General features: G+C 60.4%; 26 protein-coding genes and 2 tRNA genes. 10 read left to right on the top strand and 18 right to left on the bottom strand.

Annotation, left to right across the window (positions count from 1 at the left end):
* The first annotated feature begins 53 nt into the window (after positions 1-53).
* Both AC3WTO_RS08495 and AC3WTO_RS08490 read left to right on the top strand, forming a co-directional pair.
* Complete coding sequence (locus tag AC3WTO_RS08495; RefSeq protein WP_492460268.1) at positions 54-764, top strand: glutamine amidotransferase; 711 nt, start codon at positions 54-56, stop codon at positions 762-764.
* Positions 761-1,456 carry an MOSC domain-containing protein gene (locus AC3WTO_RS08490; protein ID WP_492460267.1) on the top strand — a complete coding sequence of 232 codons (696 nt, stop codon included), beginning with the start codon at positions 761-763 and terminating at the stop codon, positions 1,454-1,456. Before AC3WTO_RS08495 ends, AC3WTO_RS08490 begins: the two co-directional genes overlap by 4 nt.
* A 56-nt stretch (positions 1,457-1,512) precedes the next feature.
* Here the strand turns inward: AC3WTO_RS08490 and AC3WTO_RS08485 are convergent, their stop codons facing one another.
* Positions 1,513-2,235, bottom strand: coding sequence for a glutathione S-transferase family protein (locus AC3WTO_RS08485; RefSeq protein WP_492460265.1), 723 nt, complete (start codon positions 2,233-2,235; stop codon positions 1,513-1,515).
* Between the two features lie 97 nt (positions 2,236-2,332).
* Here AC3WTO_RS08485 and AC3WTO_RS08480 point away from each other — a divergent pair, with 97 nt between their 5' ends.
* The 3 genes from AC3WTO_RS08480 (at position 2,333) to AC3WTO_RS08470 (ending at position 5,003) form a co-directional block, all read left to right on the top strand.
* On the top strand, positions 2,333-3,238 hold the full coding sequence (locus AC3WTO_RS08480; RefSeq protein ID WP_492460264.1) for a LysR family transcriptional regulator: 906 nt from the start codon (positions 2,333-2,335) through the stop codon (positions 3,236-3,238).
* 98 nt (positions 3,239-3,336) lie between these two features.
* Positions 3,337-4,230: a cation diffusion facilitator family transporter gene (locus AC3WTO_RS08475; RefSeq protein WP_492460263.1), complete on the top strand. Its 894-nt coding sequence runs from the start codon at positions 3,337-3,339 to the stop codon at positions 4,228-4,230.
* 98 nt (positions 4,231-4,328) lie between these two features.
* On the top strand, positions 4,329-5,003 hold the full coding sequence (locus AC3WTO_RS08470) for a hypothetical protein (RefSeq protein WP_492460262.1): 675 nt from the start codon (positions 4,329-4,331) through the stop codon (positions 5,001-5,003).
* 6 nt (positions 5,004-5,009) lie between these two features.
* Here AC3WTO_RS08470 and AC3WTO_RS08465 read toward each other — a convergent pair whose 3' ends face one another.
* From AC3WTO_RS08465 to purM, 3 genes are all read right to left on the bottom strand, one after another.
* Positions 5,010-5,525 (bottom strand): SixA phosphatase family protein, encoded by a 516-nt coding sequence (locus tag AC3WTO_RS08465; protein WP_492460261.1) that lies wholly within the window; start codon positions 5,523-5,525, stop codon positions 5,010-5,012.
* Between the two features lie 151 nt (positions 5,526-5,676).
* Complete coding sequence (gene purN / locus AC3WTO_RS08460; protein ID WP_492460260.1) at positions 5,677-6,390, bottom strand: phosphoribosylglycinamide formyltransferase; 714 nt, start codon at positions 6,388-6,390, stop codon at positions 5,677-5,679.
* Entirely contained in the window at positions 6,387-7,451 is a 1,065-nt protein-coding gene (gene purM / locus AC3WTO_RS08455; protein WP_492460259.1) for a phosphoribosylformylglycinamidine cyclo-ligase, read from the bottom strand. Before purM ends, purN begins: the two co-directional genes overlap by 4 nt.
* 241 nt (positions 7,452-7,692) lie before the next feature.
* Here purM and AC3WTO_RS08450 point away from each other — a divergent pair, with 241 nt between their 5' ends.
* Genes AC3WTO_RS08450 through hdaA form a run of 3 tightly spaced genes read left to right on the top strand, consistent with a single transcriptional unit; the run spans position 7,693 to position 10,078 of the window.
* Positions 7,693-8,244: a CDP-alcohol phosphatidyltransferase family protein gene (locus AC3WTO_RS08450; RefSeq protein WP_492460835.1), complete on the top strand. Its 552-nt coding sequence runs from the start codon at positions 7,693-7,695 to the stop codon at positions 8,242-8,244.
* Positions 8,222-9,382, top strand: coding sequence for an AI-2E family transporter (locus tag AC3WTO_RS08445; protein WP_492460258.1), 1,161 nt, complete (start codon positions 8,222-8,224; stop codon positions 9,380-9,382). The genes AC3WTO_RS08450 and AC3WTO_RS08445 overlap by 23 nt, the downstream gene beginning before the upstream one ends.
* A 6-nt stretch (positions 9,383-9,388) precedes the next feature.
* Positions 9,389-10,078, top strand: a complete 690-nt coding sequence (gene hdaA, locus AC3WTO_RS08440; protein WP_492460257.1) for a DnaA regulatory inactivator HdaA — start codon at positions 9,389-9,391, stop codon at positions 10,076-10,078.
* A 3-nt stretch (positions 10,079-10,081) separates the two neighbouring features.
* Here the strand turns inward: hdaA and AC3WTO_RS08435 are convergent, their stop codons facing one another.
* The 8 genes from AC3WTO_RS08435 to AC3WTO_RS08400 all read right to left on the bottom strand — a co-directional run bounded on the left by AC3WTO_RS08435 (position 10,082) and on the right by AC3WTO_RS08400 (position 17,361).
* A complete protein-coding gene (locus AC3WTO_RS08435; RefSeq protein WP_492460256.1) occupies positions 10,082-11,158 on the bottom strand; it encodes an ABC transporter ATP-binding protein in 1,077 nt (358 codons plus the stop codon).
* 2 nt (positions 11,159-11,160) lie between these two features.
* Entirely contained in the window at positions 11,161-12,009 is an 849-nt protein-coding gene (locus tag AC3WTO_RS08430; RefSeq protein WP_492460255.1) for a carbohydrate ABC transporter permease, read from the bottom strand.
* Entirely contained in the window at positions 12,009-12,920 is a 912-nt protein-coding gene (locus AC3WTO_RS08425) for a carbohydrate ABC transporter permease (protein WP_492460254.1), read from the bottom strand. The genes AC3WTO_RS08430 and AC3WTO_RS08425 overlap by 1 nt, the downstream gene beginning before the upstream one ends.
* A 267-nt stretch (positions 12,921-13,187) precedes the next feature.
* Positions 13,188-14,456 carry an ABC transporter substrate-binding protein gene (locus tag AC3WTO_RS08420; RefSeq protein ID WP_492460834.1) on the bottom strand — a complete coding sequence of 423 codons (1,269 nt, stop codon included), beginning with the start codon at positions 14,454-14,456 and terminating at the stop codon, positions 13,188-13,190.
* Positions 14,457-14,494: 38 nt separating this feature from the next.
* The gene (locus AC3WTO_RS08415; protein ID WP_492460253.1) at positions 14,495-15,682 is read right to left on the bottom strand and encodes a PLP-dependent transferase; all 1,188 of its coding nucleotides are present in this window, start codon (positions 15,680-15,682) and stop codon (positions 14,495-14,497) included.
* Positions 15,679-16,413: a FadR/GntR family transcriptional regulator gene (locus AC3WTO_RS08410; RefSeq protein ID WP_492460833.1), complete on the bottom strand. Its 735-nt coding sequence runs from the start codon at positions 16,411-16,413 to the stop codon at positions 15,679-15,681. The genes AC3WTO_RS08415 and AC3WTO_RS08410 overlap by 4 nt, the downstream gene beginning before the upstream one ends.
* 127 nt (positions 16,414-16,540) lie before the next feature.
* Positions 16,541-17,065, bottom strand: a complete 525-nt coding sequence (locus AC3WTO_RS08405; protein ID WP_492460252.1) for a glycine-rich domain-containing protein — start codon at positions 17,063-17,065, stop codon at positions 16,541-16,543.
* Positions 17,066-17,284: 219 nt separating this feature from the next.
* Positions 17,285-17,361 (bottom strand) — tRNA-Pro (locus AC3WTO_RS08400).
* A gap of 127 nt (positions 17,362-17,488) precedes the next feature.
* On the opposite strand from AC3WTO_RS08400, the gene AC3WTO_RS08395 reads away from it, so the two are divergent.
* Complete coding sequence (locus AC3WTO_RS08395) at positions 17,489-17,794, top strand: ETC complex I subunit (protein ID WP_492460251.1); 306 nt, start codon at positions 17,489-17,491, stop codon at positions 17,792-17,794.
* Positions 17,795-17,863: 69 nt separating this feature from the next.
* A tRNA-Arg gene (locus tag AC3WTO_RS08390) sits at positions 17,864-17,940 on the top strand.
* 565 nt (positions 17,941-18,505) lie between these two features.
* Here AC3WTO_RS08390 and AC3WTO_RS08385 read toward each other — a convergent pair.
* The 6 genes from AC3WTO_RS08385 to plsY form a co-directional block, all read right to left on the bottom strand.
* A complete protein-coding gene (locus AC3WTO_RS08385; RefSeq protein WP_492460250.1) occupies positions 18,506-19,516 on the bottom strand; it encodes a right-handed parallel beta-helix repeat-containing protein in 1,011 nt (336 codons plus the stop codon).
* A gap of 507 nt (positions 19,517-20,023) precedes the next feature.
* A complete protein-coding gene (locus AC3WTO_RS08380; RefSeq protein WP_054310926.1) occupies positions 20,024-20,245 on the bottom strand; it encodes a hypothetical protein in 222 nt (73 codons plus the stop codon).
* 34 nt (positions 20,246-20,279) lie between these two features.
* The gene (locus tag AC3WTO_RS08375) at positions 20,280-20,624 is read right to left on the bottom strand and encodes a hypothetical protein (protein ID WP_492460249.1); all 345 of its coding nucleotides are present in this window, start codon (positions 20,622-20,624) and stop codon (positions 20,280-20,282) included.
* 273 nt (positions 20,625-20,897) lie between these two features.
* Positions 20,898-21,116: a hypothetical protein gene (locus AC3WTO_RS08370; protein WP_492460248.1), complete on the bottom strand. Its 219-nt coding sequence runs from the start codon at positions 21,114-21,116 to the stop codon at positions 20,898-20,900.
* A gap of 143 nt (positions 21,117-21,259) precedes the next feature.
* Positions 21,260-22,390 (bottom strand): DNA-processing protein DprA, encoded by a 1,131-nt coding sequence (gene dprA, locus AC3WTO_RS08365; protein WP_492460247.1) that lies wholly within the window; start codon positions 22,388-22,390, stop codon positions 21,260-21,262.
* Positions 22,387-22,974: a glycerol-3-phosphate 1-O-acyltransferase PlsY gene (gene plsY, locus AC3WTO_RS08360; protein ID WP_492460246.1), complete on the bottom strand. Its 588-nt coding sequence runs from the start codon at positions 22,972-22,974 to the stop codon at positions 22,387-22,389. The genes dprA and plsY overlap by 4 nt, the downstream gene beginning before the upstream one ends.
* Positions 22,975-23,026: the final 52 nt, after the last annotated feature.

The raw sequence follows: 23,026 nt of genomic DNA, 5'->3' as shown, positions 1-23,026 counted from the left end.
ATAGCCGTTGGCGCTTTGCGCCACGCCCACTTCATGCACCCAATGAGATTCTGATGACAAAAAACGCCCTTATCCTGCGCCATGTCCATTTCGAAGACCTCGGCGCCTTTCGTGAGCCCTTGCAAGCGGCGGGCTATGACATCCGCTACAGCGACATTGGCGACACGGACTTCTGCGCTGGCGATCCAGCCGCAGCGGATCTACTGGTCGTTCTCGGTGGTCCGATAGGAGTCTATGAAGACGAGGCCTATCCGTTTCTCGCCAAGGAGCGTGCCTTCATCGCGGCGCGTCTTGCTGAAGAGCGACCAACTTTGGGTATTTGTCTTGGGGCGCAGCTGATCGCGACAGCACTCGGAGCCCGGGTTTTCCCAACGGGCCTCAAGGAGATCGGGTTTTCCGAACTGATCCTCACGGAGGCCGGCAAGGCAAGCCCGCTCCGGCATCTGTCTGGCGTCGCGGTGCTGCACTGGCACGGCGATACCTATACGCTGCCGGAAACTGCGGCCAATCTGGCGACCTCGGCGCTTGTCGAGCAGCAGGCCTTTTCAATCGGGCATTCGGTGCTGGGGTTACAGTTCCACCCCGAAGCTGAAACGGATGCACGCTTCGAGCGCTGGCTCGTCGGCCACGCCGCGGAACTTTCCTCCGCCGGTATCGATCCTGCCAGGCTGCGCCAGGATGCAATGCAATTCGGTTCCCGCCTCGGCCAGGCAGCGCGATTGCTGCTGGCAGACTGGCTGTCGGGGCTAGAGGCCAAGCGATGACAAGCGTTCCGCTGCTCAGCCTGCGCATCGGCGGGGTTGCGCTGCTCGGGGCGCGCAACACGCCAAGCGGCATTGCCAAATCGGCGGTGGCAGGCCCGATCACTCTGACGGAAACGGGGTTCGCCGGCGATAGTCAGGGCGACATGGTGCGGCACGGCGGAACGGAAAAGGCCGTACATCACTATCCGTTCGATCACTACGCCGCGTGGCGGAGCGATTTCGGCGATCACGCCCTGCTCGTCGCCCCCGGTGCCTTCGGCGAGAACATCTCGACCACCAACCTTACCGAGGATAGCGTGGCGGTCGGCGATGTTTTTGCGTTGGGCGCAGCCGTCGTTGAGGTCAGTCAGGGGCGTCAACCGTGCTGGAAGCTGAACGAACGCTTCGGCAGGCCAGATGTGGCCCGGCAGGTGCAATCCACCGGCCGGACGGGCTGGTACTATCGTGTGCTGGCACCTGGTCTCGTTGCGCCGGAGGATCGCCTCGTACTCCTTGATCGTCGGTCGAAAGACTGGACATTGCGGCGCATCTGGCGAGCCTTCTATGTCGATCCGCTCAACCGAACGGAACTCGCCGGCATCGCGGCGCTGGAACCTCTGGCAGAGGGCTGGCGAGGGCATGCCATGCGTCGGCTTGAGAGCAATCGCGTGGAAGACTGGACACGGCGCCTCGACGGCCCTCACGCACAGTGAGTATCTCTTGCAAATGCGCGCCACCTGACGATGGCGCGCATTTCTTTTTAACCCGTTCAAGCGGCCAGCGCTGAACTGGTCTCGCGCAATACGTCGGCGAGGGGGAAAAGCCCCTTCATCGCGCCGCTGCCGATAGCCGCCCTGCCATCCTCAACCGCCAGGGCAAAGCGGAAGGCCGGGTCGGCTTCGATGCGCTGACGCAGTGCCAGGACGCGCGGATAATCTTGAGGGTCGATCGCCTCGTGGAAATCGACCCAGCGTGCGACCCCTGCGAACACGGCATCGGCCAGCGTCGGCTTTTCACCGAGCAGGTAGGTGCTGTCGCCAACCATCGCCTCCAACTGCTCATGGCGCTTGGCGACGAAACCACGGCCGAATTTGCGCAAGGTTTCGCGTTCTTCCACGGTTGCGTCATCGGCTTCCAATGCCACCCAGAGCGGTGTGAAGGCTCCGGTGAAACCAGTGTTCAGGAATGCGATGTACTGATGCAGTCGATCAGCTTCAGGGGTGCCTGGCTCGAATGTGATACGGCGCTCGGGGTCCCGCGCTTCCAGCCAGAGTGCGATTGCCATCGTCTCGGTCAGCACGCGGCCTTCATCCGTTATCAGCACCGGGGTTTCCAGCCTGCCGTTGAGGCGCTTGTAGGCCTCGGTGCGCATTTCCCCCAGCATGTCCACGCGGGTGAGCCGATAAGGCTTGCCAAGCCATTCGAAGGCGGTGACGAGCCCCGCCGACGAGCCGAGCGGGAAGCCGGAAGTGAGGATTGGTTCGGATGTCATTTCGTTTCTCCATCGTTGATGTGATGGATATAGCTGCATGGACTTTTAAGCTGTAGGCTGTCATTTTCGGACTTGATGTCCATGCATGTAGACTTTGATGCTGAATCTCAACGATCTCCATTTTTTCGCCCAAGCGGTCGAAAGCGGCGGTTTTGCTGCTGCCTCCCGGCGTCTGAATTGTCCGAAATCGACGGTGAGCAAGCGGGTCGCAGCCCTGGAGGTAGCGCTTGGTGCGCAGCTGCTTCACCGGAGTTCACGTAATTTCACACTCACGGATGTGGGACGCGACGTTTACGATCACGCCCGTGCGGCGATGATCGAGGCGGAGGCGGCTGAAGCGGTGGTTCAACGGCGCCTCGCGGAGCCGAGTGGTATCGTGCGGATCACCGCTTCGGTGCCGAATGCACAATTCCGGCTCGCGCATCGCCTGCCGGAGCTGGCGCGACAATATCCCAAGCTGACGGTGCAACTGCATGTCACGGACCGTTTCATCGATCTGGTGCAGGATGGTTTCGATATCGCCATCCGCAGCCATTTCGCACCACTGCCGGATTCCGACCTGGTGCAGCGGCGCATGAGCGAAAACCCCATCACGATCGTGGCGGCGCCATCCTACCTGGCTGAGCGCGGTGAGCCGGCAAGGCCGGAAGCGCTGGGCGATCATGACGGGCTGATGAGTACAATGACAGCCAAGGTCTGGCGCCTGAGCGATGCGCGTGGCCATACGGTGGAGGTCGCGCCACGGCAGCGGTTTCACGCAGATGAAGCGGTGCCGCTGTTGAAGGCGGCCGAAGTCGGGCTCGGCATCGTCTGCCTGCCGGACCTGGTTTCCGCCGAGGCGATCAGGGAAGGGCGGCTGGTAAGGGTATTGCCGGACTGGACGGCCGGCCGTGTCATGACAACGATCCTGACCCCGCACAAGCGTGGGCAGCTTCCTGCTGTGCGCGCGGTTATCGATTTCCTGCTGCAAAAAACAGGGACAGACGCACAGGCGGAGGCATAGACAGCGTCGCGGGGAATTGCGGCAAGAGTCACGATGGCGTGTCTTCCAACCGGTGCCTGTATCGGATTAGCTTGTGCCATATCCATCCGGAGATTTCGATGAGCGGCGATCATCAGCATGGCGACCTGGAGACCACACCGGCCTCGCGGCTGTGGATAGCACTTGGGTTGACCGGAACATTCCTGATCGCCGAGGTCGTCGGTGGCATCGTTACCGGCAGTTTGGCGCTGATATCCGATGCCATGCACATGGCAACGGATGCGATGGCGCTGGTGATCGCCTTGATCGCGATCCGGCTCGGCCGCCGCGAAGCTGATATTCTGCGGACATACGGGTATGCCCGCTTCGAGATCCTGGCTGCGGCCTTCAACGCCATGCTGTTGCTCGCCGTGGCGTTCTACATTCTCTACGAGGCCTACAAACGGCTCTTCGAGACCCAGGAAATCGCCTCTGTCGGCATGCTGGTGATTGCCATCATGGGTCTTGCCGTCAACCTCATCTCGATGCGGCTTCTGACCAGCCATGCCGACAAGAGCCTCAACGTCAAAGGCGCCTACCTCGAAGTCTGGGCCGACATGCTGGGCTCCATTGGTGTCATCGCAGGTGCGGTGATCATCTATCTCACGGGCTGGCAGTGGGTGGATTCGCTGATTGCGGTCGGCATCGGCTTCATGGTTTTCCCGCGCACCTGGGTATTGCTCAAGGAATGCATCAACATCCTGCTCGAAGGCGTACCACCTGGTATGAAATTGGCAGAGGTCGAGACCGCGATCAAAGCTGTGCCCGGTATTGCTTCGGTGCATGACCTGCATTTGTGGGCCATCACACAGAGCAAGCTTTCGTTGACTGCGCATGCCGTGCTGGGCGAGGGCGCCGATGCAGAGACCGTGCGCCGTGGTGTCGAAGCGGTGCTGCGTGAAAAGTACGACCTGCACCACACCACTCTGCAAATGGAACGCGAAGCTTGCACGCAGGTAGAAAGCATTCACTAGGTCTTATCTCTGGCCCCTGTGCGGCATTTTAACCGCCACCCTTGCTCCTCTAGCCACTAGAGGAGCTATCTTTGGTCCTTGTGATTGAGGAGATGACTATGGGCTGGCATGGTTCCAAGAATGGCAAGAAAGGTCATGGCTCGACTGGTCATGGCGGGTATTCAGGAGGCCGCGGCAGCGGGCTTGCGTCCCTTCTGGGGAGCTTCGGCCATGAAAGAAGAAATAGCCGCTACGACGACGCTGAGGACCACGAAGACGATCGCCGGGACAGAACATATCGCGACAAGCGGCGCGATGATGAGGGACCGTCCGGACAGTTTACCTGGGGACGTCCAGGGTATGACGAAGAACGCGCCGGCCGAAATGCCGTCCCTGGTTTGGCCGGCAGGTTCTCGAACAATTCGACGCCCAGCCAGGTCGTCCAGTCGAAATTTGTTTTCCTCGGTGCGATCGGAGCCGTTCTTCTCTGGTCGCTGTTTGCCTGGGTGGCCTACGGGCTCATCGACGGGCTGGGTGGCTGGCTTTCCGCAAACACGGGTGCACTTCTACAGGGCGGCAAGGACGCGATCGGCACTATCGGCATCGGTAAAAACATCGTCGATCAGGTCAATGTGCAAGGCGCCAGCGGATTGCTGGAACAACTTGTTGCGTCCGCAGTCGCGGTGGCCCGACCTCTCATCGTGTTCGTGTGGTTCCTGGGCTGTTTGGCAATCCTTGCCCTGCCGTTCGTTTTGCAACGGCTGAGCAGTTTTGCGCGCTCAAGAAGGCATTGATGCTGTTCAGCCGAGATCCTTCGGCCGCAGGAAGTGGGTGAGGATGGCTGCGCCGCTGCCGAGGTCGACCCACTCGCCGTCGAACTCAAAGACTGCCAGAGCGCCGGTCGGGAATTTTTTCTTCAGTGATTTCGTCAACTTGGCCGGCGAGGCTTGTCCGGCCAGGAGGGTGGCGAGGTCGCCCAGACCGGGGTTGTGTCCGAGCACGAGCAGTGTCTGAGAGTCTTCAGCCTGGCGCTGTATTTCCTCGAGGATTGCTTCGGCAGGCGCTTCGTAGATGCCGAACAAGAAATTTGGCTCCGGCCGCGATTGCCATTCGCCTGCGGCCAGCCTCCAGGTTTCGCGGGTCCGTTCCGCCTCGGAAACCAGTGCTCGGTCGGGCAGCCAGTTGCGTTGTACGATGGTGTGGCCGATCAGAAGCGCGGCCTCGATACCGCGCGGTGCCAGCGGGCGCTCGATGTCGGTCAGATCGGGATTGTCCCAGCTCGACTTGGCGTGGCGCAGCAGAAGAAGCCGTTTCATGACGTGGTCCTTGTGAGACGCTTTTCCGGAAAGGTCGGACCGCAACCTAGAGCAGTTTCAGGAAAAGTGTGCAGCGGTTTTCCGTCCGAAATTGCGTAGAAACAAAAAAGGAGCGTTCCTGCGTTTTCGTGAAAAACGGAAACGCTCCAGCCTAAGGCGTGATGCGTGCCAATTGCTCAAGATCGATGCTGGCGCGCAGCGGGTTCGGCGCGGCGACCACGGCAACGGCGGCGGTTTCGTTGTCAACGAAACCGGATAAGACGGTGCGGCCGTCCTGCATATGCGCTTTGCCTTCCGCCACCAGCCTGAGGGCCATCGGATAGATATGATGCTCCGCCTTGAGCACGCGTGCCGCAAGGCTGTTCTCGCTGTCACCTACCAGTACGGGAACCGCCGCCTGGGCGATGATCGGGCCTTCGTCCATGGCGGGGGTGACGAAATGCACCGTGCAGCCATGGATCCGCATGCCTGCGTCCAGCGCGCGGCGGTGGGTATCCAATCCTCTGAAGGACGGCAGCAGCGCAGGGTGGATGTTGATCATCTTCCCCTGCCATCTCTCGACGAATGGCGTGGTGAGCAGACGCATATAGCCGGCCAGCGCCACCAGTTCGGCACCGAAGCCACCCAGTGCTGCATCGATCGCCGCGTCATGCGCTTCCTTGCTCGGATGCTCGGCGCGGGCGACGACCTTGGTCGGGATGCCGCGTGCGATGGCAATACCAAGGCCCGCTGCATCGGCCTTGTCGGAAATGACGCCGACGATCTCGGCAGGGAAATCCGGATCGCTGGCTGCGGCGATCAAAGCGGTCATGTTGGAGCCGCGGCCGGAAATCAAAATCGCCGTGCGCTTGCGTTGCATGGTCATAGGCCGATCGAACCCCGGTAGATGACCCCGGTGTCGCGGCGCGGCACGATGCGGCCGATCGGCGTGACGGTTTCTCCGGCTTCTTGCAGCACGGCAGCCACCTGTGCTGCCTGACCCGAGGCCACCACGATGATCATGCCGATGCCGCAGTTGAAGGTGCGCATCATTTCGGCCGGGGCAACCCCGCCGGTCTTGGCGAGCCATGAGAACACCGGGGGCACGTCAATGGCATCGAGATCGAGCTCGGCGGAGAAATCCTTGGGCAGAACGCGTGGGATATTGTCGGGGAAACCACCGCCGGTGATGTGAGCAAGCGCCTTGATGCCATGGGTGTTGCGGATCGCCTTGAGGATCGACTTCACATAAATCCGGGTTGGCTCGAGCAGCGCTTCGGCCAAGGTCAGGCCGGGCGCGAACGGCGCCTTGGCGTCCCAGGAGAGGCCGCTTGCTGCGACGATGCGGCGGATCAGCGAATAGCCGTTGGAATGCGGACCGGAGGAGGCCAGGCCAAGCAGGACGTCGCCTTCGACGATATCGTCGGTAGGCAAAAGCTGGCCGCGCTCGGCGGCACCCACCGCAAAGCCGGCAAGATCGTAGTCCTTTTCCTGGTACATGCCCGGCATTTCAGCAGTCTCACCGCCAATCAGCGCGCAGCCGGCTTGACGGCAGCCTTCGGCGATGCCGCCGACGATCGCTACGCCCTGATCGGGATCGAGTTTGCCGGTGGCGAAATAATCGAGGAAGAACAGAGGTTCGGCGCCTTGGACAACGAGGTCGTTGACACACATGGCCACGAGATCGATGCCGATCGTATCATGTTTGCCGGCGTCGATCGCAATCTTGAGCTTGGTGCCGACGCCGTCATTGGCCGCGACCAGAACCGGGTCGGTAAAGCCGGCCGCCTTGAGGTCGAAAAGGCCGCCGAAACCACCTATTTCGCCATCGGCACCCGGTCGGCGGGTGGCTCGCACCAGCGGCTTGATCTTCTCAACCATCCGGTTTCCGGCGTCGATATCAACGCCGGCGTCGGCATAGGTGAGCCCGTTGGTTTGTTCGTTCATGGCTGTTTCCTGCTTGGGCCGGCGCAACGGCCGGCACCACCTTAGCGCGTCACGCGGCTCTTCGCACGAACAGTCCGGCCCCGCAACCGCCAGAGAAAGGTCGGCAGCTTTCGATGGCGATTTTCGCGTGCTTGCGCTCGACAATTCCGTGGATAGCGAGGCGCTTCTCCCGGATGTCTTGCGGTTCCCGCTGCCTTCCCCCATGTATCGCCAGGAAACAAACACGGGTCGCCTGTTGGTCATTACCATTCCCAACCTGATCTCGATCCTGCGCTTGCTGCTGGTTCCCGGTGTCGTGCTGGCGATGTTGCAGGCACGCTGGGACTGGGCTTTTGCCGGCTTTGTCATCGCCGGCATCTCGGATGGCGTCGACGGCTTCATCGCACGTCAGTTCAATCAACATTCCAGGCTGGGAGCCTATCTCGACCCGATCGCCGACAAGCTGCTGCTCGTGTCGGTCTTCATCGTGCTGGGCATCAGTGGAGAATTGCCGCTCTGGCTGGTCGTGGCCATGGTTTCGCGCGATGGGTTGATCATCTGCGCCGTCGTTCTGTCGTCGGTCATGGGACATCCGGTGGAGGTGAAGCCGCTGTTCGTCTCCAAGGCGAATACTGCCGTGCAGATCATCCTGGCGGCGGTGGTGCTGGCCGAACTGAGTTTCGCCACGCATCTCGATCCGCTGCGTACCACCTTGATAATGCTTGCGGGGCTCTTGACCGTGGCTTCGGCCGCGGCCTATCTCGTGGCCTGGCTGAGGCATATGAGCGGTAATGGCGAAGGCAGCACTTCCTGATCACGACGCAGCCGAGGCAACCGCCGCGGCCGCATTCCGGCGCCAGCTGCGGTTCTGGCTGATCGGCGCCGTCATCCTGATTGGCTTCCTCTATCTGTTCAGCGACATTCTGCTGCCCTTCGTGGCGGGCATGGTGCTGGCATACTTCCTCGATCCTGTTGCCGATCGGCTGGAACGGTTCGGCCTGTCGCGTGTCATGGCGACGGTGGTGATCCTGATTGCCTTCATCGTCATCCTGGTGCTTGCCTTTGTCATCCTGGTGCCGGTGCTTGCCTCGCAGATGGCAGGGTTTGCGGAAAAACTGCCGGATTATCTCACTCGTCTGCAGGCTCTCGTCACCAATTTCGACCCGAAATGGCTGGAGCAGCGTTTCGGCGTCAACGCCGCCAGCCTCAAGGATGGGCTGAATTCGGTGCTGAGTTCCGGCCTGGGTCTGGTGACCACGGTTTTCCAGTCGTTGTGGAATTCCGGCATGGCGCTGGTTTCGGTGGCATCGCTGTTCGTGGTGACACCGGTGGTTGCCTTCTACATGCTGCTCGACTGGGATCGCATGGTGGCGACCGTAGACAGCTGGGTACCGCGCGATCATGTCGAGACGGTTCGGCAGATATCGGCCGATATCAACAGCGCCACCGCCGGTTTTGTTCGCGGGCAGGGCACGCTCTGCCTGGTGCTCGGTGGCATGTATGCGGTTGGGCTGACGTTGACGGGGCTGAATTTCGGTATCCTCATCGGCCTCTTCGCCGGCCTGATCTCCTTCATTCCTTATGTCGGTTCGCTGACTGGGCTGGTTTTGGCGATCGGTGTCGCCATCGTGCAGTTCTGGCCGGACTGGACGATGATCGTCGCGGTCGCAGCGGTTTTCTTCATTGGCCAGTTCATCGAGGGCAACATCCTGTCGCCCAAGCTGGTGGGCAAGAGTGTCGGCCTGCATCCGGTCTGGCTGATGTTTGCGCTGTTCGCGTTCGGCGCGCTGTTCGGCTTTGTCGGTCTTTTGATCGCGGTGCCGGCTGCAGCGGCCATCGCGGTTCTCGTGCGCTTCGCCATCGCGCGATATCTGGAATCGCCGCTCTACAAAGGGCACGGCGTCGAACCGCCGCCATTACAGGGCAAGCGAACCCGATCGCGACGCGGATAGGAAGAGATGGAACGGCCGCGTCAGCTTCCGCTCGATCTCGGGCACGGCACCGCCTATTCTCGCGACGACCTGGTCGTGTCGGCATCGAACGTGCAAGCGGCAGCACTCGTCGACCGCTGGCCGGACTGGCCCGCACCCGTGGTGGTACTGGCGGGGCCGGCGGGGTCCGGCAAGACGCATCTGGCCCACATCTGGCGTGAGGCAGCCGATGCTGTCAGCATCGAACGCGGGAAGATCGCACAAGGCGCAGCGACCTTCGACGGGCGACCGGTTCTGATCGACGACATCGATGCCGGCGCCTTCGACCAGAATGGTCTGTTCCACCTCATCAACAGCGTGCGCGGTGCCGGCTCCCACTTGCTGCTGACCGCACGCCGGTTCCCGGCCGCGTGGGGTACGACGCTGCCCGATCTGGCATCGCGTCTGAAGGCCGCCGCGACCGTCGAGATCGATGAGCCGGACGATGTGCTTCTGGCCGGCGTCATCACAAAGCTGTTTGCCGACCGTCAGGTCGAGGTCGAACCGCATGTCGTGCAATATCTGGTGCGGCGGATCGAGCGCTCGCTGGCCACCGCGATGCGGGTGGTTGAGCGGCTCGATCGTATGGCACTGGAGCAGAAGGCGCGGATAACCCGCGCCATGGCTGCCGACGCCGTCAGTGCCATGGACGAAGGGCAGGGCGAATTCGAGCTATAGGCTTCAGGCGCCTGGCTCAATTCGATTGCCGCTGACGGGATCGAAGATATGCTGTGCGCTCCGGTCCACGGCAAGACGCACGTGTTGCCCCGGTGCCAGAGCGGGCCGGCCAATCGCATAGATGCGCAACTGCTCGTTGGCGAGGCGCACATAATATTGCGTTGACATGCCAAGTGGTTCGACAACCTCCACCTCGGCCGCGAGCGAGCCGTCCTCGGCAATCCTGATATCCTCCGGGCGCACACCGACCGTGAACGCGGAACCATCCCGCAACGGCAGACCATCGGGCAGGCGCAGCTTTTGGCCATCGCTGAACACCGCCTCCGCAACCGCTTGCCGCGAAACGGTAGCAGGCAGGAAGTTCATTGCCGGCGAACCGATGAAGCCAGCGACGAACATGTTTGCTGGATGGTCATAGAGCTCCAGCGGTGCGCCGACCTGCTGTACGTTTCCATTGTGCATGACCACGATGCGGTCGGCCATGGTCATGGCTTCGGTCTGATCGTGGGTGACGTAGATGGATGTAGTCTTGAGCTGCTGGTGCAGAGCTTTGATTTCCGTGCGCATATGCGTGCGCAGCTTCGCATCAAGGTTGGACAAGGGTTCGTCGAACAGGAAGACCTGAGGGTCGCGAACAATGGCCCGGCCCATGGCGACACGCTGGCGTTGGCCGCCGGAGAGTTGGCGCGGCAGGCGCTGCAGCAAGGGGGCCAGTCCCAATCGCTTCGCTGCACCTTCGACACGGGTTGCGATCGCCGCTTTCTCGGTCTTCCGCAGCATCAGGCTGAAGGCCATGTTCGAAGAGACATTCATGTGCGGATAGAGCGCATAGGATTGGAACACCATGGCGATGTCGCGATCCTTCGGCGCAACGTCGTTGACGACACGTTTGCCAATGCTGATATCGCCGCCTGACACATCCTCAAGGCCGGCGATCATGCGCAGCAGGGTGGATTTGCCGCAACCAGACGGGCCGACCAGCACGACGAACTCGCCGTCGGCGATTTCCAGGTCGACCTCATTGAGGACCCGGACGAGGCCGTAGTCCTTCCTGACCTTTTCCAGCGTGACGGAAGCCATGATCACCCCTTGACCGCACCGGCGGTGAGCCCGGTGACGAGATAGCGTTGCAGGAAGGCGAAGAAGATACAGACCGGGATCAGTGCCAGCACCGATGCCGCCATCATCTGCCCCCAGTCGACGGCAAATTTGCCGATGTAGGTGAGCAGGCCGACGGCGAAGGTCTTCTTGTCGTCGCTGGAGATCAGCATCAGCGCAAAGAGCAACTCGCTCCAGGCCGCAGTGAAGACGAAGCCGAGCGTCGCGCCCATGCCGGGTAGGGTGAGGGGCACGATGATGCGCCGCATCGCCTGCGCCCTGGTGCAGCCGTCGATCATGGCCGCCTCCTCCAGGTCCTTCGGAATGCCGTCGAAGAAGGACTGCATCAGGAAAGTGGCGAAGGCAGTGTTGAAGGCAGTGTAGATGATGATGAGGCCGGTCAGGCTGTTGATCAGCCCGACCTGGCCCATCATGCGATAGATCGGCGGGATGACCATGACGAGCGGGAAGGTCTGGGTGAGCAGCAGCATGATGGCGAGCGCCGCCTTGCCGCGGAATGTGAAGCGGGACATGGCGTAGCCGGCCAGCGTAGCAATGACGGTGACTAAACCAGCCGTCGAAAGCGAGACGATGACGCTGTTCAGGAAATAGCGCGGGAAGTCGGTGGCAGACAACACTGTCGCGAAATTCTCGAAAGTGGTTCGTGACGGCCACAGCGTAATGCCTTCGGAGTAGAGGAGCGAGGTCGGCGTCACCGATATCTTCAGCGTCCAGAAGATCGGAAACAGAGCGAACAGCACATAGGCGGTGATTGCCGCATAGAGGCCGATGCCACCGAGCAGGCGCGAGGACTGGGTTTGTCCGGCAATCATCAGACATGCCTCACAAGCGTGCGTCGGATGCCGATGAGCACCAGCGCATAGAGGACGAGCAGGACAAGCAGCAGCACGGCAATCGCCGAGGCGTAACCCTTGTCCAGTGACTTGAAGGCGCTGACGTAGATGTAGACCGGCATGGTGGCGGTCGAACCGGCCGGGCCGCCTTCTGTCATGACGAAGATCAGGTCGGCGAAGGTGGCGATCCAGATCGTGCGCAGCATCACCGTGATGGCGATGGTCGGCGCCAGGAAAGGCAGAGTCACCTTGACGAAACGCTGCCAGGGCGTGGCCCCGTCGATGGCCGCCGCCTCATGCAGCTCCGAAGGAATGGATTTGAGCGCCGCCAGCAAGGTGATGGCGAAAAACGGTACGCCAAACCAGACATTGGCAATAATCGGCCCCCACATGGCCGTGGCCGGGTCGGAGAGGACGTTGGTCGGCTCGGCTTTCAGGCCCAGAGCATAGAGCCAGTGCGGCAGCGGGCCGATGATGGGGTTGAACAGCCAGGCCCAGGTCAGGCCGGAGAGGAATGACGGCACTGCCCAGGGCAGGAAGACAAGCGCCTGCACGACACGGCGGCCGGCGAAGGGTTTGTCGAGCAGAAGCGCCAATCCAAGGCCAAGGAAGAACTGGAAGAACAGGCTGGCGATGGTCCACCAGGCAGTGTTGATGAGTGCCTCGCCGAGTAAAGGGTCCGCCAGCATCGCCTGATATTGGCCGAGGCCGACGAATTCCGACTTGAAGGCGGAAAACTTCCGGAACGAATAGCCAATACCGATGATGAGCGGCACAAGCAGCACCGTAACCAAAAGTACGATTGCCGGGCTCAGATAGAGCCAGGGCTCGAAGGACGCAAAGGATAAGCCCTTGCGGCGCGTTGGTGGACTGTCGATGGCAATGGTCATCAAAACACTCGCTAGAGCAATTCCGCAAAACGTGTGCCGCTTCCGGAAGTGCGTAGAACAAAGAGCTCGAGCGTCTCCGCGTCTCCGAAGAAGCGGAACCGCTCTACGGCAAACCGGGCGGCAGCTTTCTCTCCGGTCAACGAGGAGAGATGTCCGGTGGAACAGTGAGGGGCGGCACGAGCCTGGGAGAGCCTGGCATTGCCGCCCCTCATCCGGCCTCTTCGGGCCGTTCCACGGACTTCCCCGATCGTGGGGGGAACAAGAAAATCACTTCTTGTTCTTGGCCATCCAATCCTGCTGTTCCTTGGTCATATAAGCGGCCCACTCATCGGCAACTTCCTTGGCCGGGCGCTTACCCAGAAGCACTTCCTGGAAGCCCTTGATGGCGATCTGGTCGACGAAGTTGCCGAGATTTTCCAGATGGGTCGGCGGGGTCACGAACTCATACTTGTCGCCACCGTTCAGCTCGTCGAACCATCCCTTGAACTGCTCGGTCTTGAAGTACGCGTCCTCTTCGGCACCGTTGTGGATCGGCAATACACCGACCATCTTGGCCCATTCGATGTTGCCCTTGGGGGACAACAAGGTCTCCATTAGCTTCCAGGATTCATCCTTGACCTTGGAGTTGGCAAAAATCGCCCAGCCGGAATAGCCGAGTGTCGGGAATGATTTGCCGCTTGGCCCGGCCGGAACCGGCGCGACGGCGAAGTCGTCCTTGTTCATCTTTTCGGCGATGCCGATCAGTGCATCCGGATCCTGGTCGAGCATGGCGCAGGTGCCGGAATAGAAGCCGGTGACGGTCTCGTTAAAGCCCCAGCTGACGCTGTCCTTCGGCGCGTAGCCGTTCTTGTACAGGTCGGCCAGCACCTGCAGACCCTTGACCGAGCCTTCCTCGTTCATGGTCGAGGTGCCATCGGCGTTGAAATAGCCGCCCTTGCCGTTGGCGATGTTCATGAACATGTTCATGCCGAAGGTAGCGCCGGGGCCGCCGCGCAGGCAGTAGCCATATTTGCCGGGCAAGGCGGAGATCTTCTTGGAAGCCTCGACAAACTCGTCCAGCGTCGTCGGAGCGTGGTCGAGGCCGGCTTCCTTGAACAGCTTCTTGTTCCAGAACATCGCCTTCAGGTAGTAGCCGTAGGGGATCATCAGCTGTTTGCCGCCGACAGTCGAACCGAACTGCCGTGCACGTTCGCCAAGCGTCTTGTTGTCGGGCCACTTCTCCATATAAGGCCCAAGGTCTTCCAGCATGCCGTTGGCACCGTAGAGACCCATCCAGCGTTCAGGCATCTCGACCACGTCCGGCGTGTCGCCGGCCTGCACCATGGTCAGGAATTTTTCGTAAGCCTGGCCCCAGGGCAGTGAGATCAGCTCGACCTTGACGCCCGGGTTGGCGGTTTCGAATTCAGCGATCTGTTTCTTCAGGAATTCCGTGCGCGGCGGACTGGTGATGACCTCGACCATCTTGATCGTGGTGTCCGCCATTGCCGTACTTGCGGAAATCGCCAGGCCGGCGACGGCTGCAAGCAGTGTCTTCAACGTTCCCATGTCTTCCACTCCCATTTCTGTTCGACAGGTTATTTTTTTGCTTTTTCAAGGGCCTGTGTGATGTCGCTCCACAAATCCTCGACATTCTCCAACCCGACATTGAGCCGGATGGTTCTCGGGCTGACGCCGAAGCGCGCCATGGAATTCAACCCTGGGGTCTGCTCCAGTGAAGCCTTTGCCGGCACGACCAGACTTTCATGGCCGCCCCAGGAGACGCCGATGCGAAAATAGCTGAGCGCGTCGGTGAAAACGGGGATGTCGATCTCTTCCGTCACTTCGAAAGAGAACAAGCCGGCGTAACCGGCGAGCGTCGCCTTGCCGGGATGGTTCGAATAGACGGGATGATTGACCCGCTCGACCATGCCGTGTGCCTTGAGCCGCTCGGCAATGGTGAGCCCGGTTTTCATGTGATGCGGCAGACGCAGCGGCAACGTGCGCAGGCCACGTAGCAGCAGCCACGCCTCGAAAGGCGAAAGCTTGCCACCAAGATAGGAATAGGTCTGTTCGTTGATGCGGCGGATGTTCTCAGCCGAACCCGCGACCACGCCGGCAACAGTGTCGCTGTGGCCGCCGAGATATTTCGATGCCGAGTGCAGCACGAGATCGACGCCATGGGCGATCGGCTTCTGAAAGATCGGTGTCGCCCAGGAGTTGTCGATCGTGGTGACGATTCCATGCGCTTTCGCCAGCCGGGTCAGGTGTGCCAGATCCTGCAACTCGAACATCATCGACGTCGGGCTTTCAAGATAGAGCAGCTTGGCGCCGGGCAGGGCGGCTGCCACGGCTTCCGGGTCGGAACCGTCGACATAGTCGACTGTGATGTTGAGACGCGGAAACAGCCTTTCGAACAGCCGGTAGGCGTCACCGTAGCAGTTGCGCACCGCAACGACACGGTCACCCGCGCCGACAAAGGCCAGGACAGTGGCGCTGATGGCAGCCATGCCCGACGAGAAGCCGCGCGCGGCCTCTGCGCCTTCGAGTGCAGCCACTCGTTTTTCGAACTCCATGACGGTTGGATTGTCGCCACGCGAATAGATCGGCTGGCGCCGTTTGCCGGCAAAGGTGTCGGCCATCTCGGCGTAGCTGGCAAAAGTGAACAGCGACGTCTGGTAGATCGGCGGCACCACGGCGCCGCCAGCGAACGGATCATCATGGGCAAGCAGCGTTGCTGCCTCTGCAACAGGATCGATGTCGAGGTTCGGTCGAAGGTCGTTCATGCTTGTCGTGCCTGCTTGCGTGCCGCTTCGCCGCGCCGCAGATCGGCTTCGACGGTGGCGATCAGTTTCAACGCTTCGGCTCGTGCGCCTTCGGCGTCACGGGCGGCAATGCGCTCGTAGATGGTGCGATGGTAGGGGAAGGACGCGTGGCCGAAATCGCGCACGCCAAGCGGGTGTTCCCAGAAACGGTGGAACATTTCATGCATGGCAGCGATCAATTGCTCGAATAACGGGTTGCCGGATGCGCGATAGATCGCCTGGTGGAACTCCCAGTCTTCTTCAGATGACATGCCGGCGCGGCTGTGGAAGGCCTCTTCCATGATTTCGAGCTTGCGGCGGATAAGCTCAAGTTCGTGCGGGCCGGTGCGCATGGCGCACAGGGCGACGGCCTCGGCCTCCAGCGCACGGCGGACTTCCAGCGTCTGCATGAGGCTGGCGAAATCGTTACCGCCCGCAAGTGTCAGCGGCATATGCAGCATATGCGGGGAAACGGCGGCTTTCAGGAAGGTGCCACTGCCTTGCAGACGCTCGACGAGGCCTAGCCCCTCCCAACGCGTCAATGCCTCGCGCACCGTATTGCGGCTGACCTTCAGCCGCTCTGCCAGAATGCGCTCCGTCGGCAGTTTGTCGCCGGGTTGCAGCGTTTCCTGCTGAACGAAACCCACCAATGCCTCGAGCACCGCGTCGTCGCGCGCTGTCGTCTGAATCGGCGGGAGGCGAACCTGGCTCATTCGACATCCAATTGGATCAATGGTCCAACCAATTACATGGTGAAAAAAAGGAGTCAATCGCGGATGGAGGCTTGAACTGCGGCTTGGGAAAACCGATGCGGCTCGCAAGGCCAATAGCCGCGCTGCATCAATCGCCGCCACAGCCTCCGCAACTGCTGCCGCATCCTCCTCCACCGCAGCCCCCGCTGTTGTCCTGTTTCTTTTTTCGAAGTCCCTTGTCGGGGCTGAAATATTCCATCGCCATGATCGCAACGGCGATGGCTGCGAAGATCATGGCGGCGGACGACTGGCCGCCCTCGCTGACCACAACCAATGCCAGGGCAAGGAGTAGAAGCAGGCCAGCGAGAATATGAGCGACTTCGATACCCAGGATCGTTGAAGATGCATCGCCCCTTTGCATCGCTGCGCCGAAGCGGACCGCGGCGCTTGGCCAAAGATCGGCTGGCGGTTCGGCGCCGAATTCCTCGGCATAGCGCTGCCTGGTTCGCTGGTAGGCGTGCAGGAATTGGGCGTCCTCGGTGGCGCCGCCTTCCGTGGGACTGTGATGGATCTCCCTGCCGAGCGTTCCAGCACAGAACTCATCCCAATATCCTCGTGTGTAGACGAGATGCAGATGCCAGACCTCATCGACCTCCTGCGAGGGCGTAAGCATCTCGTCTGAGACGCAGATCAGGCCGAGAAGGGCAGGCTGATGGCGGGTTGATCGAGATTGTAGGCCTGTATGCGATTCCAGAGTTCAGGATCGCTTGGCTTCTGCATAAATGCTCCCGTGGGTGTTCAGCGACGGGATTATTATAGCAGATCAGCAGTCGTGGCCGGGCCAGCTGTCAAGTGGGCCGGTGTGTCGGCATCCAAAGGAATGGAGAGAGAATGGTCGGAGTGGCAGGATTCGAACCTGCGACCCCCTGATCCCAAATCAGGTGCGCTACCAGGCTGCGCTACACTCCGAGGCCGCGTGTTGCCTAGTGGGTCGCACGCCGCAAAGCAAGCCCTAAAACCATTGGTCTTGCGGATAATTCCATTGCGCAGTAAGCACCGGGGACGAAACGGCGCGCAGCCGAGCAACGAGGTTCCCATGTCCGCACGCATCTTCAGCCCAGCCAAGACCGCCATGCAGTCGGGCAAGGCCAGAACCGGCAACTGGGTGCTGGAGTTCGATCCGGAACAGCCGCGCAAGATCGACCCACTTATGGGCTACACCACCTCCGGCGACATGAAGAGCCAGATCAGGCTTTCCTTCGAAACACGCGAAGAGGCGGTCGCTTATGCCGAAAAGCAAGGCTTGGCGTTTCGCGTCGAGGAGCCGAAGGAAACCAAGCGGCGGCAGATTTCCTATTCGGACAATTTCCGCTATGACCGCCGCACGCCTTGGACACACTGACCGCCGAATTATGGCAAACGCCGTCGACTGCCCGCTTTGAATTCGCTACCCCGATTCGGGTCAGCCAGCGGTCCCGTAGCTCAGCTGGATAGAGCACCGGCCTTCTAAGCCGATGGTCACAGGTTCGAATCCTGTCGGGATCGCCAATAATTTCAATAATTTACCTATAGAATCCAAATCGCGAGAGCGACCTGGTTACTGGGCCGTTATGCGATCTGTTCATTTGGGCGTTCTGTCCCATGCGCAAAATGACCGCATCAGAGCTCTGCTGATCATTGCCTGAGAGCCGGTCACTACGCGTACAGGGCTGCCGAAGTAGATTTCAGAACGCAAGGAAGACGAGGTAGTAAATCGTAGGGAAAGGGTAGCCGGTGACTTCTTCGGAGCAAGCGAAGGGAAAAGCCGTAACCAGAAACGGAGCCGAATTCGAAGCTCTGAAGCGAGGATTGAGCAATGCCCCGCAGGAAGACAAAATGGCAAATCCTGGAAGGTCAACCCGGCCAGTTCGAGCGCGCAGCTTCAATTTCCGGACCGCGCTACGGGACACGATGATGAGCGTCCGGCCATTCAGCGACGACTATATAGCCCTCGCTGCGCCGAGCGACAGGACGAGCAATGAGCAACGCTATCGAGATAACCGTCCGCCAAAGTCGCTATGCAATACGAGAGCCCGCCGCCGACGATCTTCGGCGGGCTCCCGTCACACCGCAGTTACTGCGGGGCTACGGTCGCTGAAGGCGTTCCGTTTGCCGTGATGTTCAGGTTGTTGTTGTTTGTCTGATACGAAAGCAACTGGGCACCACCGCTGGCGTTGATGCCCGTATCGTTGCCAACGATGACGTTATTGCCGATAAGGATCGTCGATTGTGCACCATTCGACTGGACGCCGATTGATCCGTTGTTGCTGATCACATTGTTGCTCAGCATGATGTTGACCAATGTCGTCGATGTCACGCCGGCTACGCCCTGGAAGAGGTTGCCGGAGATCGTGCTGCGGGCGACGTCGACACGCCTTGCTCCCGTGCCTGTGGTGCCGTCGACACGCAAGCCCTGCGAGTTGTTCAGCAACTGTACGCCATCGAGAGTGACCTTCGCGGTAGCAGCGCCTGAAGGGCGGATGATGACGCCACTGCCGCCACTCACCGAGCCATTGGAGGTTATTGCCGAGTTATTGATGAAAAGCTTGGCGTTGGCGCTGGGGGCGAAATTGACACCCGTCCCCGACGCGCTGGTGAAACCAAAGATTTTGGTTTCGTCGATTTGCAAGGAGGCTCCGTTGAGAAAATTCACGCCGTTGAGACCGGGCGTTGAGCCTGCACCCTCGATAGACAGCCCGCGCAAGATCACATCGATGCCGGCTCCATTGACGTTGATGCCATTCGTAGCCGATGCCAGCACGCCAGCGAGAACGTGACGGCAGTCGATGGTGATCGACTTGGTGATCGTGACAGTGCCGAATCCGCCGGGATCTATGCAATTGATAATCCCGCCGTCTGCCGTCTTGGAAATGGCACCGGCAAAGGTTTTGCAGGGTGCCGTGCGACTGCAAGGATTGACGTCGTCGCCAACGCCAGAAACCCAGGTGCGCGTTGCTTGAGCCTGCGCGCCTGAAACGAAGAAAAGCGAAGCAACTGCCAGTGCGAACACTGACAGCCAAAGCTGTAGAGTTTTCATGGTATCCCCCAGTGTGAAAGTAATCAAAACTTCCGCATTTGCCCGCATCCGGCCGCTGAATACACCAATTCAGGGGATTCGGGCAACGGAGGCTTTGTTCTGAAAATAAAACATCCGTCGCCACGTCGCGACAGGGGTGGCGATGGTGACCTTCTCGCCGGGGGGCTACCAGTCAAAACATCACGGTTGGGATAAACTCTTAGATGATTGGACCCATCAAGTATGAATGAGCCATATTGCTCAACTAAGCTGTTAGTCCACGGGTTAGAACAGGCTCCAGACTCATTCGCCAGCCTTGCACAGCCCGAAGCAGCTCGAGCGTCAGGAGCCAAGGGCCGTTTTGACGTTGCGTGGCAGGCGGCATTTCCCGTTTACAGAAGCGCCGGATTTCTCAATGAAATGCAGCCCAAAATCGTAATTCGAATTCCCGCATACCCGCAGAACTGCACGGTTGGCTGTGGGTCTTATAAGCCAATGGTCGCAGGTTCGAATCCTGTCGGGATCGTCAATAATTTCAGATAGTTACGTGTCGTTTCCTGGTGTGGTTCCCAGGATTTACGGCCACTTCTTCCCCTTCAGCCCCTTGGGCTTCATGCCGTCTGCGGTTTCCATGAACTGAGCGACGGTATCGACCCACGCTGCTGTTTTCGGTGGGATCTCTGCTTCCTCCGTCAGCCACGCCTCGACCAGCGACACGTCACACCCCAAGGCTTGTGCGAGGGTTTCTGGCGACCAGCGGACTATGGACAAGCATTCTTCAAGCCGTTCGGGTGTCATGAGAGGTAACCTTCCTGTTTCACTTATCCCTGCCTCAACTCGAGGCCGCCTGCAGCTCCTTGGGCAAGGGCTGGCTTGAGCACCGCAGGTGCATGTCACGCGCAATCTGCTTGCGCTGCTTGTCCTGGTGCTCCTTTATGGCCAGTGCAAGTCCGAGCCCATAGGGGCCAAGCAAAAGGCCGGGTGCGAGTTTGCGGGTTTCCTTTTCTTTGGCCTCAAAGGCCAACGCTGTCGCTCGTACCTGTTGGCATTGCTTCGATCGCCATTTTGGGTCTTTGGTCGACAACGTGGCTGCGTAATTGGTCGGCGACGTCGCGCAGCCGGCGATCATTGCCGCCAGAAGGACTACCGCCACGGCCGATATGCGATTGATTGCCATGCAATTTCCCTCTGTTTCGTCGAGCAGTCTCTGATGCGCTGGCCGCAGGGATTGCCGCATCATGCCGAATGCCGCCCGTAGCGACGACAGTTACCCTAAGCGGGTTTCTGAATCGCTCACAAGCATTCATGAGGTTTTTGCCTGGTTCTGAGTCTTGGCGAGGCATTCGCCTGCTGTGGGCGGCTTGCTAAGCGCTGAGCCGGAGGAAGCCGATTTGACAACGGCTTCGCATAAAGGGGAACAAGCAGGGCGCATTCGCCCTGCCAAGTGCTTTCATGCGGCGTCCGTGGAGCGCTTCTTCTTGTCCAGCCGCTTCTTCTCCAATTCCCGCTTCCTCACGATCTCACTCAGGATCTGGTGGGCGGCTTCCGCCTCGCGCTTGCTGAGCCCGGCCAGAACCTGATTTGCAAACACCACAGGTTCATCGGTCTCATTGTCCCAGACCGACCAGAGATCGGTTGGCTCGAGCACCAGCTCAAAACGTTCCTTCACAATCGCCTCCGTTTTCCCCACGCCCTGGCATGGCGAGAGTGGTGCGCGATTCTGTTCAATGAAACGTGAGTAAAATCAGTAGGATAAGATTAGAATTTTAGCAAATGACCAAGTCTGTGCCCGAATTGACCGAGCAATGTCGATCAATGGCTAAAGATCAGTGAAACAAACGCGCCTGGATGACGCTCAAGCCGACCGGCAAGATCGAGCTCCAGAAGGATCATGACGACCTGGCCGGGATGGAGGCCCGTGTGTCGGATGATTTCGTCAATATTTACAGGTGCTTGGCCAAGTGTTTCGATGGCCCTCGCGCGCTCGTTGTCGGTGGGTGGCGGTGTCACTGACAGATCTGTTGGTTCTTCCACAGGACTGGAAGGGGGAAACCGTGGGCCGCTCAACGGTGCCAGAGCATTAAGTATGTCTGCGGTTTCGGTGACGAGAGTGGCGCCATCCTTAATGAGAGCATTCGTGCCGCGGGCGCGCGGATCGAGCGGGGAGCCGGGAACGGCGAAGACCAACCGTCCCATTTCGGCGGCGAGGCGTGCGCTGATCAATGATCCCGAGCGTTCGGCGGCTTCCACCACGATCAGTCCGAATGCTGCGCCGGCGACCAGCCGGTTTCGGCGCGGAAAATCCTGGGCACGGGGCTGCCAACCGAACGGCATTTCGGAAATCACGGCGCCACGCTCAACGATCTCGTCGATCAATCCGGCATTCTCAGGTGGATAGGGGTGGTCGAGCCCGCCTGCGAGCACGGCGACCGTACCGGTGGAAAGACTGCTTTGATGAGCGGCGGTGTCGATGCCGCGCGCAAGGCCCGAGACGATTGCGTAGCCTTCGCGACCAAGTTCGGCTGCGAGCATACGCGCCATCTTGATGCCGGCGAGCGATGCGTTGCGCGCGCCGACAATGGCGACTGCCGGCAGCGCGAATGCTGCACCGGTACCTTTCATGGCAAGCACTGGTGGTGGATGGTCCATGCGCTTGAACAGCGGCGGATAGTCCGCTTCGCCAATGCAGACAAAGCGCGCGCCCGCGCGCCTCGCAGCTTGCATCTCCGCTTCGATCTCGGCGATCGCCGGAATCCTGACGGTACGGCTGGCTCCGCCGGAAAGCGTCAATTCGGGCAGGAGTTCAAGTGCCGCCTCAGCCGAACCGAAACGGTTGATCAGCGCACGGAAGGAAGCAGGGCCAACATTCGGCGTGCGAATAAGGCGCAGCCAATTCAGCCGTTGCCGGTCGCTGAGGCGCGGCCCGGCAACGGGCTTGCTCATCCTTTGGCCCCGATCCGGCCTTCGGTTCCAGCTCTCAGCCGCTCGATGTTGGCCCGGTGCTTGTAGAAGATCAGTACGCTCATCAACGCAAACGCGAGGGCATATTGAGCGTGGCCGAAGAAAAACAGTGCGACCGGAACCACGATGCACGCAACGAGTGCGGCCAAGGAGGAATAACGGAATAACACCGCCATCGCGAGCCAGACGGCGGCGAAGATCAAAGCCACCTGCCAGGCCAGGCCGATCAACACGCCCAGATAGGTGGCGACGCCCTTGCCACCTTTGAAACCGAGCCAAACCGGGAAAATGTGTCCGATGAAAGCGCCGGCACCTGCAAGCGCACCGGCTTCCGTGCCGTAGCGCGCGAAGATCAGCGCGGGAACCGTGCCCTTCAGCGCGTCAAGGATCAAGGTAGCCGCGGCGAGGCCTTTGTTACCGGTCCGCAGAACGTTGGTGGCGCCGATGTTGCCGGAACCGATGCTGCGCACGTCGCCGAGGCCGGCGGCACGGGTCAAAAGCAGGCCGAAGGGTATCGAGCCGCAAAGATAACCAATGATTGGCGCAATAATGGAAATCAGCGACATTGCTCCCCCGTTGCTTTGCGTCGCTTGCAGACGCTAGAGCGTTTCCGTTTTG

It is taken from the genome of Mesorhizobium sp. EU05-FHT14A09, from assembly GCF_058790995.1.
Note: the sequence above shows the minus strand (reverse complement) of the source record. Positions and strands in the feature narration are given on the sequence as shown.

Excerpts from the sequence above, each read along its gene's own strand:
- AC3WTO_RS08375 (WP_492460249.1), bottom strand. The coding sequence starts at position 20,624 with ATGGCAATCAATCGCATATCGGCCGTGGCGGTAGTCCTTCTGGCGGCA.
- AC3WTO_RS08485 (WP_492460265.1), bottom strand. The coding sequence starts at position 2,235 with ATGACATCCGAACCAATCCTCACTTCCGGCTTCCCGCTCGGCTCGTCG.
- AC3WTO_RS08475 (WP_492460263.1), top strand. The coding sequence starts at position 3,337 with ATGAGCGGCGATCATCAGCATGGCGACCTGGAGACCACACCGGCCTCG.
- AC3WTO_RS08380 (WP_054310926.1), bottom strand. The coding sequence starts at position 20,245 with ATGACACCCGAACGGCTTGAAGAATGCTTGTCCATAGTCCGCTGGTCG.
- AC3WTO_RS08385 (WP_492460250.1), bottom strand. The coding sequence starts at position 19,516 with ATGCGGGCAAATGCGGAAGTTTTGATTACTTTCACACTGGGGGATACC.
- dprA (WP_492460247.1), bottom strand. The coding sequence starts at position 22,390 with ATGAGCAAGCCCGTTGCCGGGCCGCGCCTCAGCGACCGGCAACGGCTG.
- AC3WTO_RS08435 (WP_492460256.1), bottom strand. The coding sequence starts at position 11,158 with ATGGCTTCCGTCACGCTGGAAAAGGTCAGGAAGGACTACGGCCTCGTC.
- AC3WTO_RS08490 (WP_492460267.1), top strand. The coding sequence starts at position 761 with ATGACAAGCGTTCCGCTGCTCAGCCTGCGCATCGGCGGGGTTGCGCTG.
- AC3WTO_RS08470 (WP_492460262.1), top strand. The coding sequence starts at position 4,329 with ATGGGCTGGCATGGTTCCAAGAATGGCAAGAAAGGTCATGGCTCGACT.
- purN (WP_492460260.1), bottom strand. The coding sequence starts at position 6,390 with ATGACCATGCAACGCAAGCGCACGGCGATTTTGATTTCCGGCCGCGGC.
- AC3WTO_RS08425 (WP_492460254.1), bottom strand. The coding sequence starts at position 12,920 with ATGACCATTGCCATCGACAGTCCACCAACGCGCCGCAAGGGCTTATCC.
- purM (WP_492460259.1), bottom strand. The coding sequence starts at position 7,451 with ATGAACGAACAAACCAACGGGCTCACCTATGCCGACGCCGGCGTTGAT.
- AC3WTO_RS08410 (WP_492460833.1), bottom strand. The coding sequence starts at position 16,413 with ATGAGCCAGGTTCGCCTCCCGCCGATTCAGACGACAGCGCGCGACGAC.
- plsY (WP_492460246.1), bottom strand. The coding sequence starts at position 22,974 with ATGTCGCTGATTTCCATTATTGCGCCAATCATTGGTTATCTTTGCGGC.
- AC3WTO_RS08445 (WP_492460258.1), top strand. The coding sequence starts at position 8,222 with ATGGCGAAGGCAGCACTTCCTGATCACGACGCAGCCGAGGCAACCGCC.
- AC3WTO_RS08415 (WP_492460253.1), bottom strand. The coding sequence starts at position 15,682 with ATGAACGACCTTCGACCGAACCTCGACATCGATCCTGTTGCAGAGGCA.
- AC3WTO_RS08480 (WP_492460264.1), top strand. The coding sequence starts at position 2,333 with ATGCTGAATCTCAACGATCTCCATTTTTTCGCCCAAGCGGTCGAAAGC.
- AC3WTO_RS08395 (WP_492460251.1), top strand. The coding sequence starts at position 17,489 with ATGTCCGCACGCATCTTCAGCCCAGCCAAGACCGCCATGCAGTCGGGC.
- AC3WTO_RS08465 (WP_492460261.1), bottom strand. The coding sequence starts at position 5,525 with ATGAAACGGCTTCTTCTGCTGCGCCACGCCAAGTCGAGCTGGGACAAT.
- AC3WTO_RS08495 (WP_492460268.1), top strand. The coding sequence starts at position 54 with ATGACAAAAAACGCCCTTATCCTGCGCCATGTCCATTTCGAAGACCTC.
- AC3WTO_RS08430 (WP_492460255.1), bottom strand. The coding sequence starts at position 12,009 with ATGATTGCCGGACAAACCCAGTCCTCGCGCCTGCTCGGTGGCATCGGC.
- hdaA (WP_492460257.1), top strand. The coding sequence starts at position 9,389 with ATGGAACGGCCGCGTCAGCTTCCGCTCGATCTCGGGCACGGCACCGCC.
- AC3WTO_RS08405 (WP_492460252.1), bottom strand. The coding sequence starts at position 17,065 with ATGCTTACGCCCTCGCAGGAGGTCGATGAGGTCTGGCATCTGCATCTC.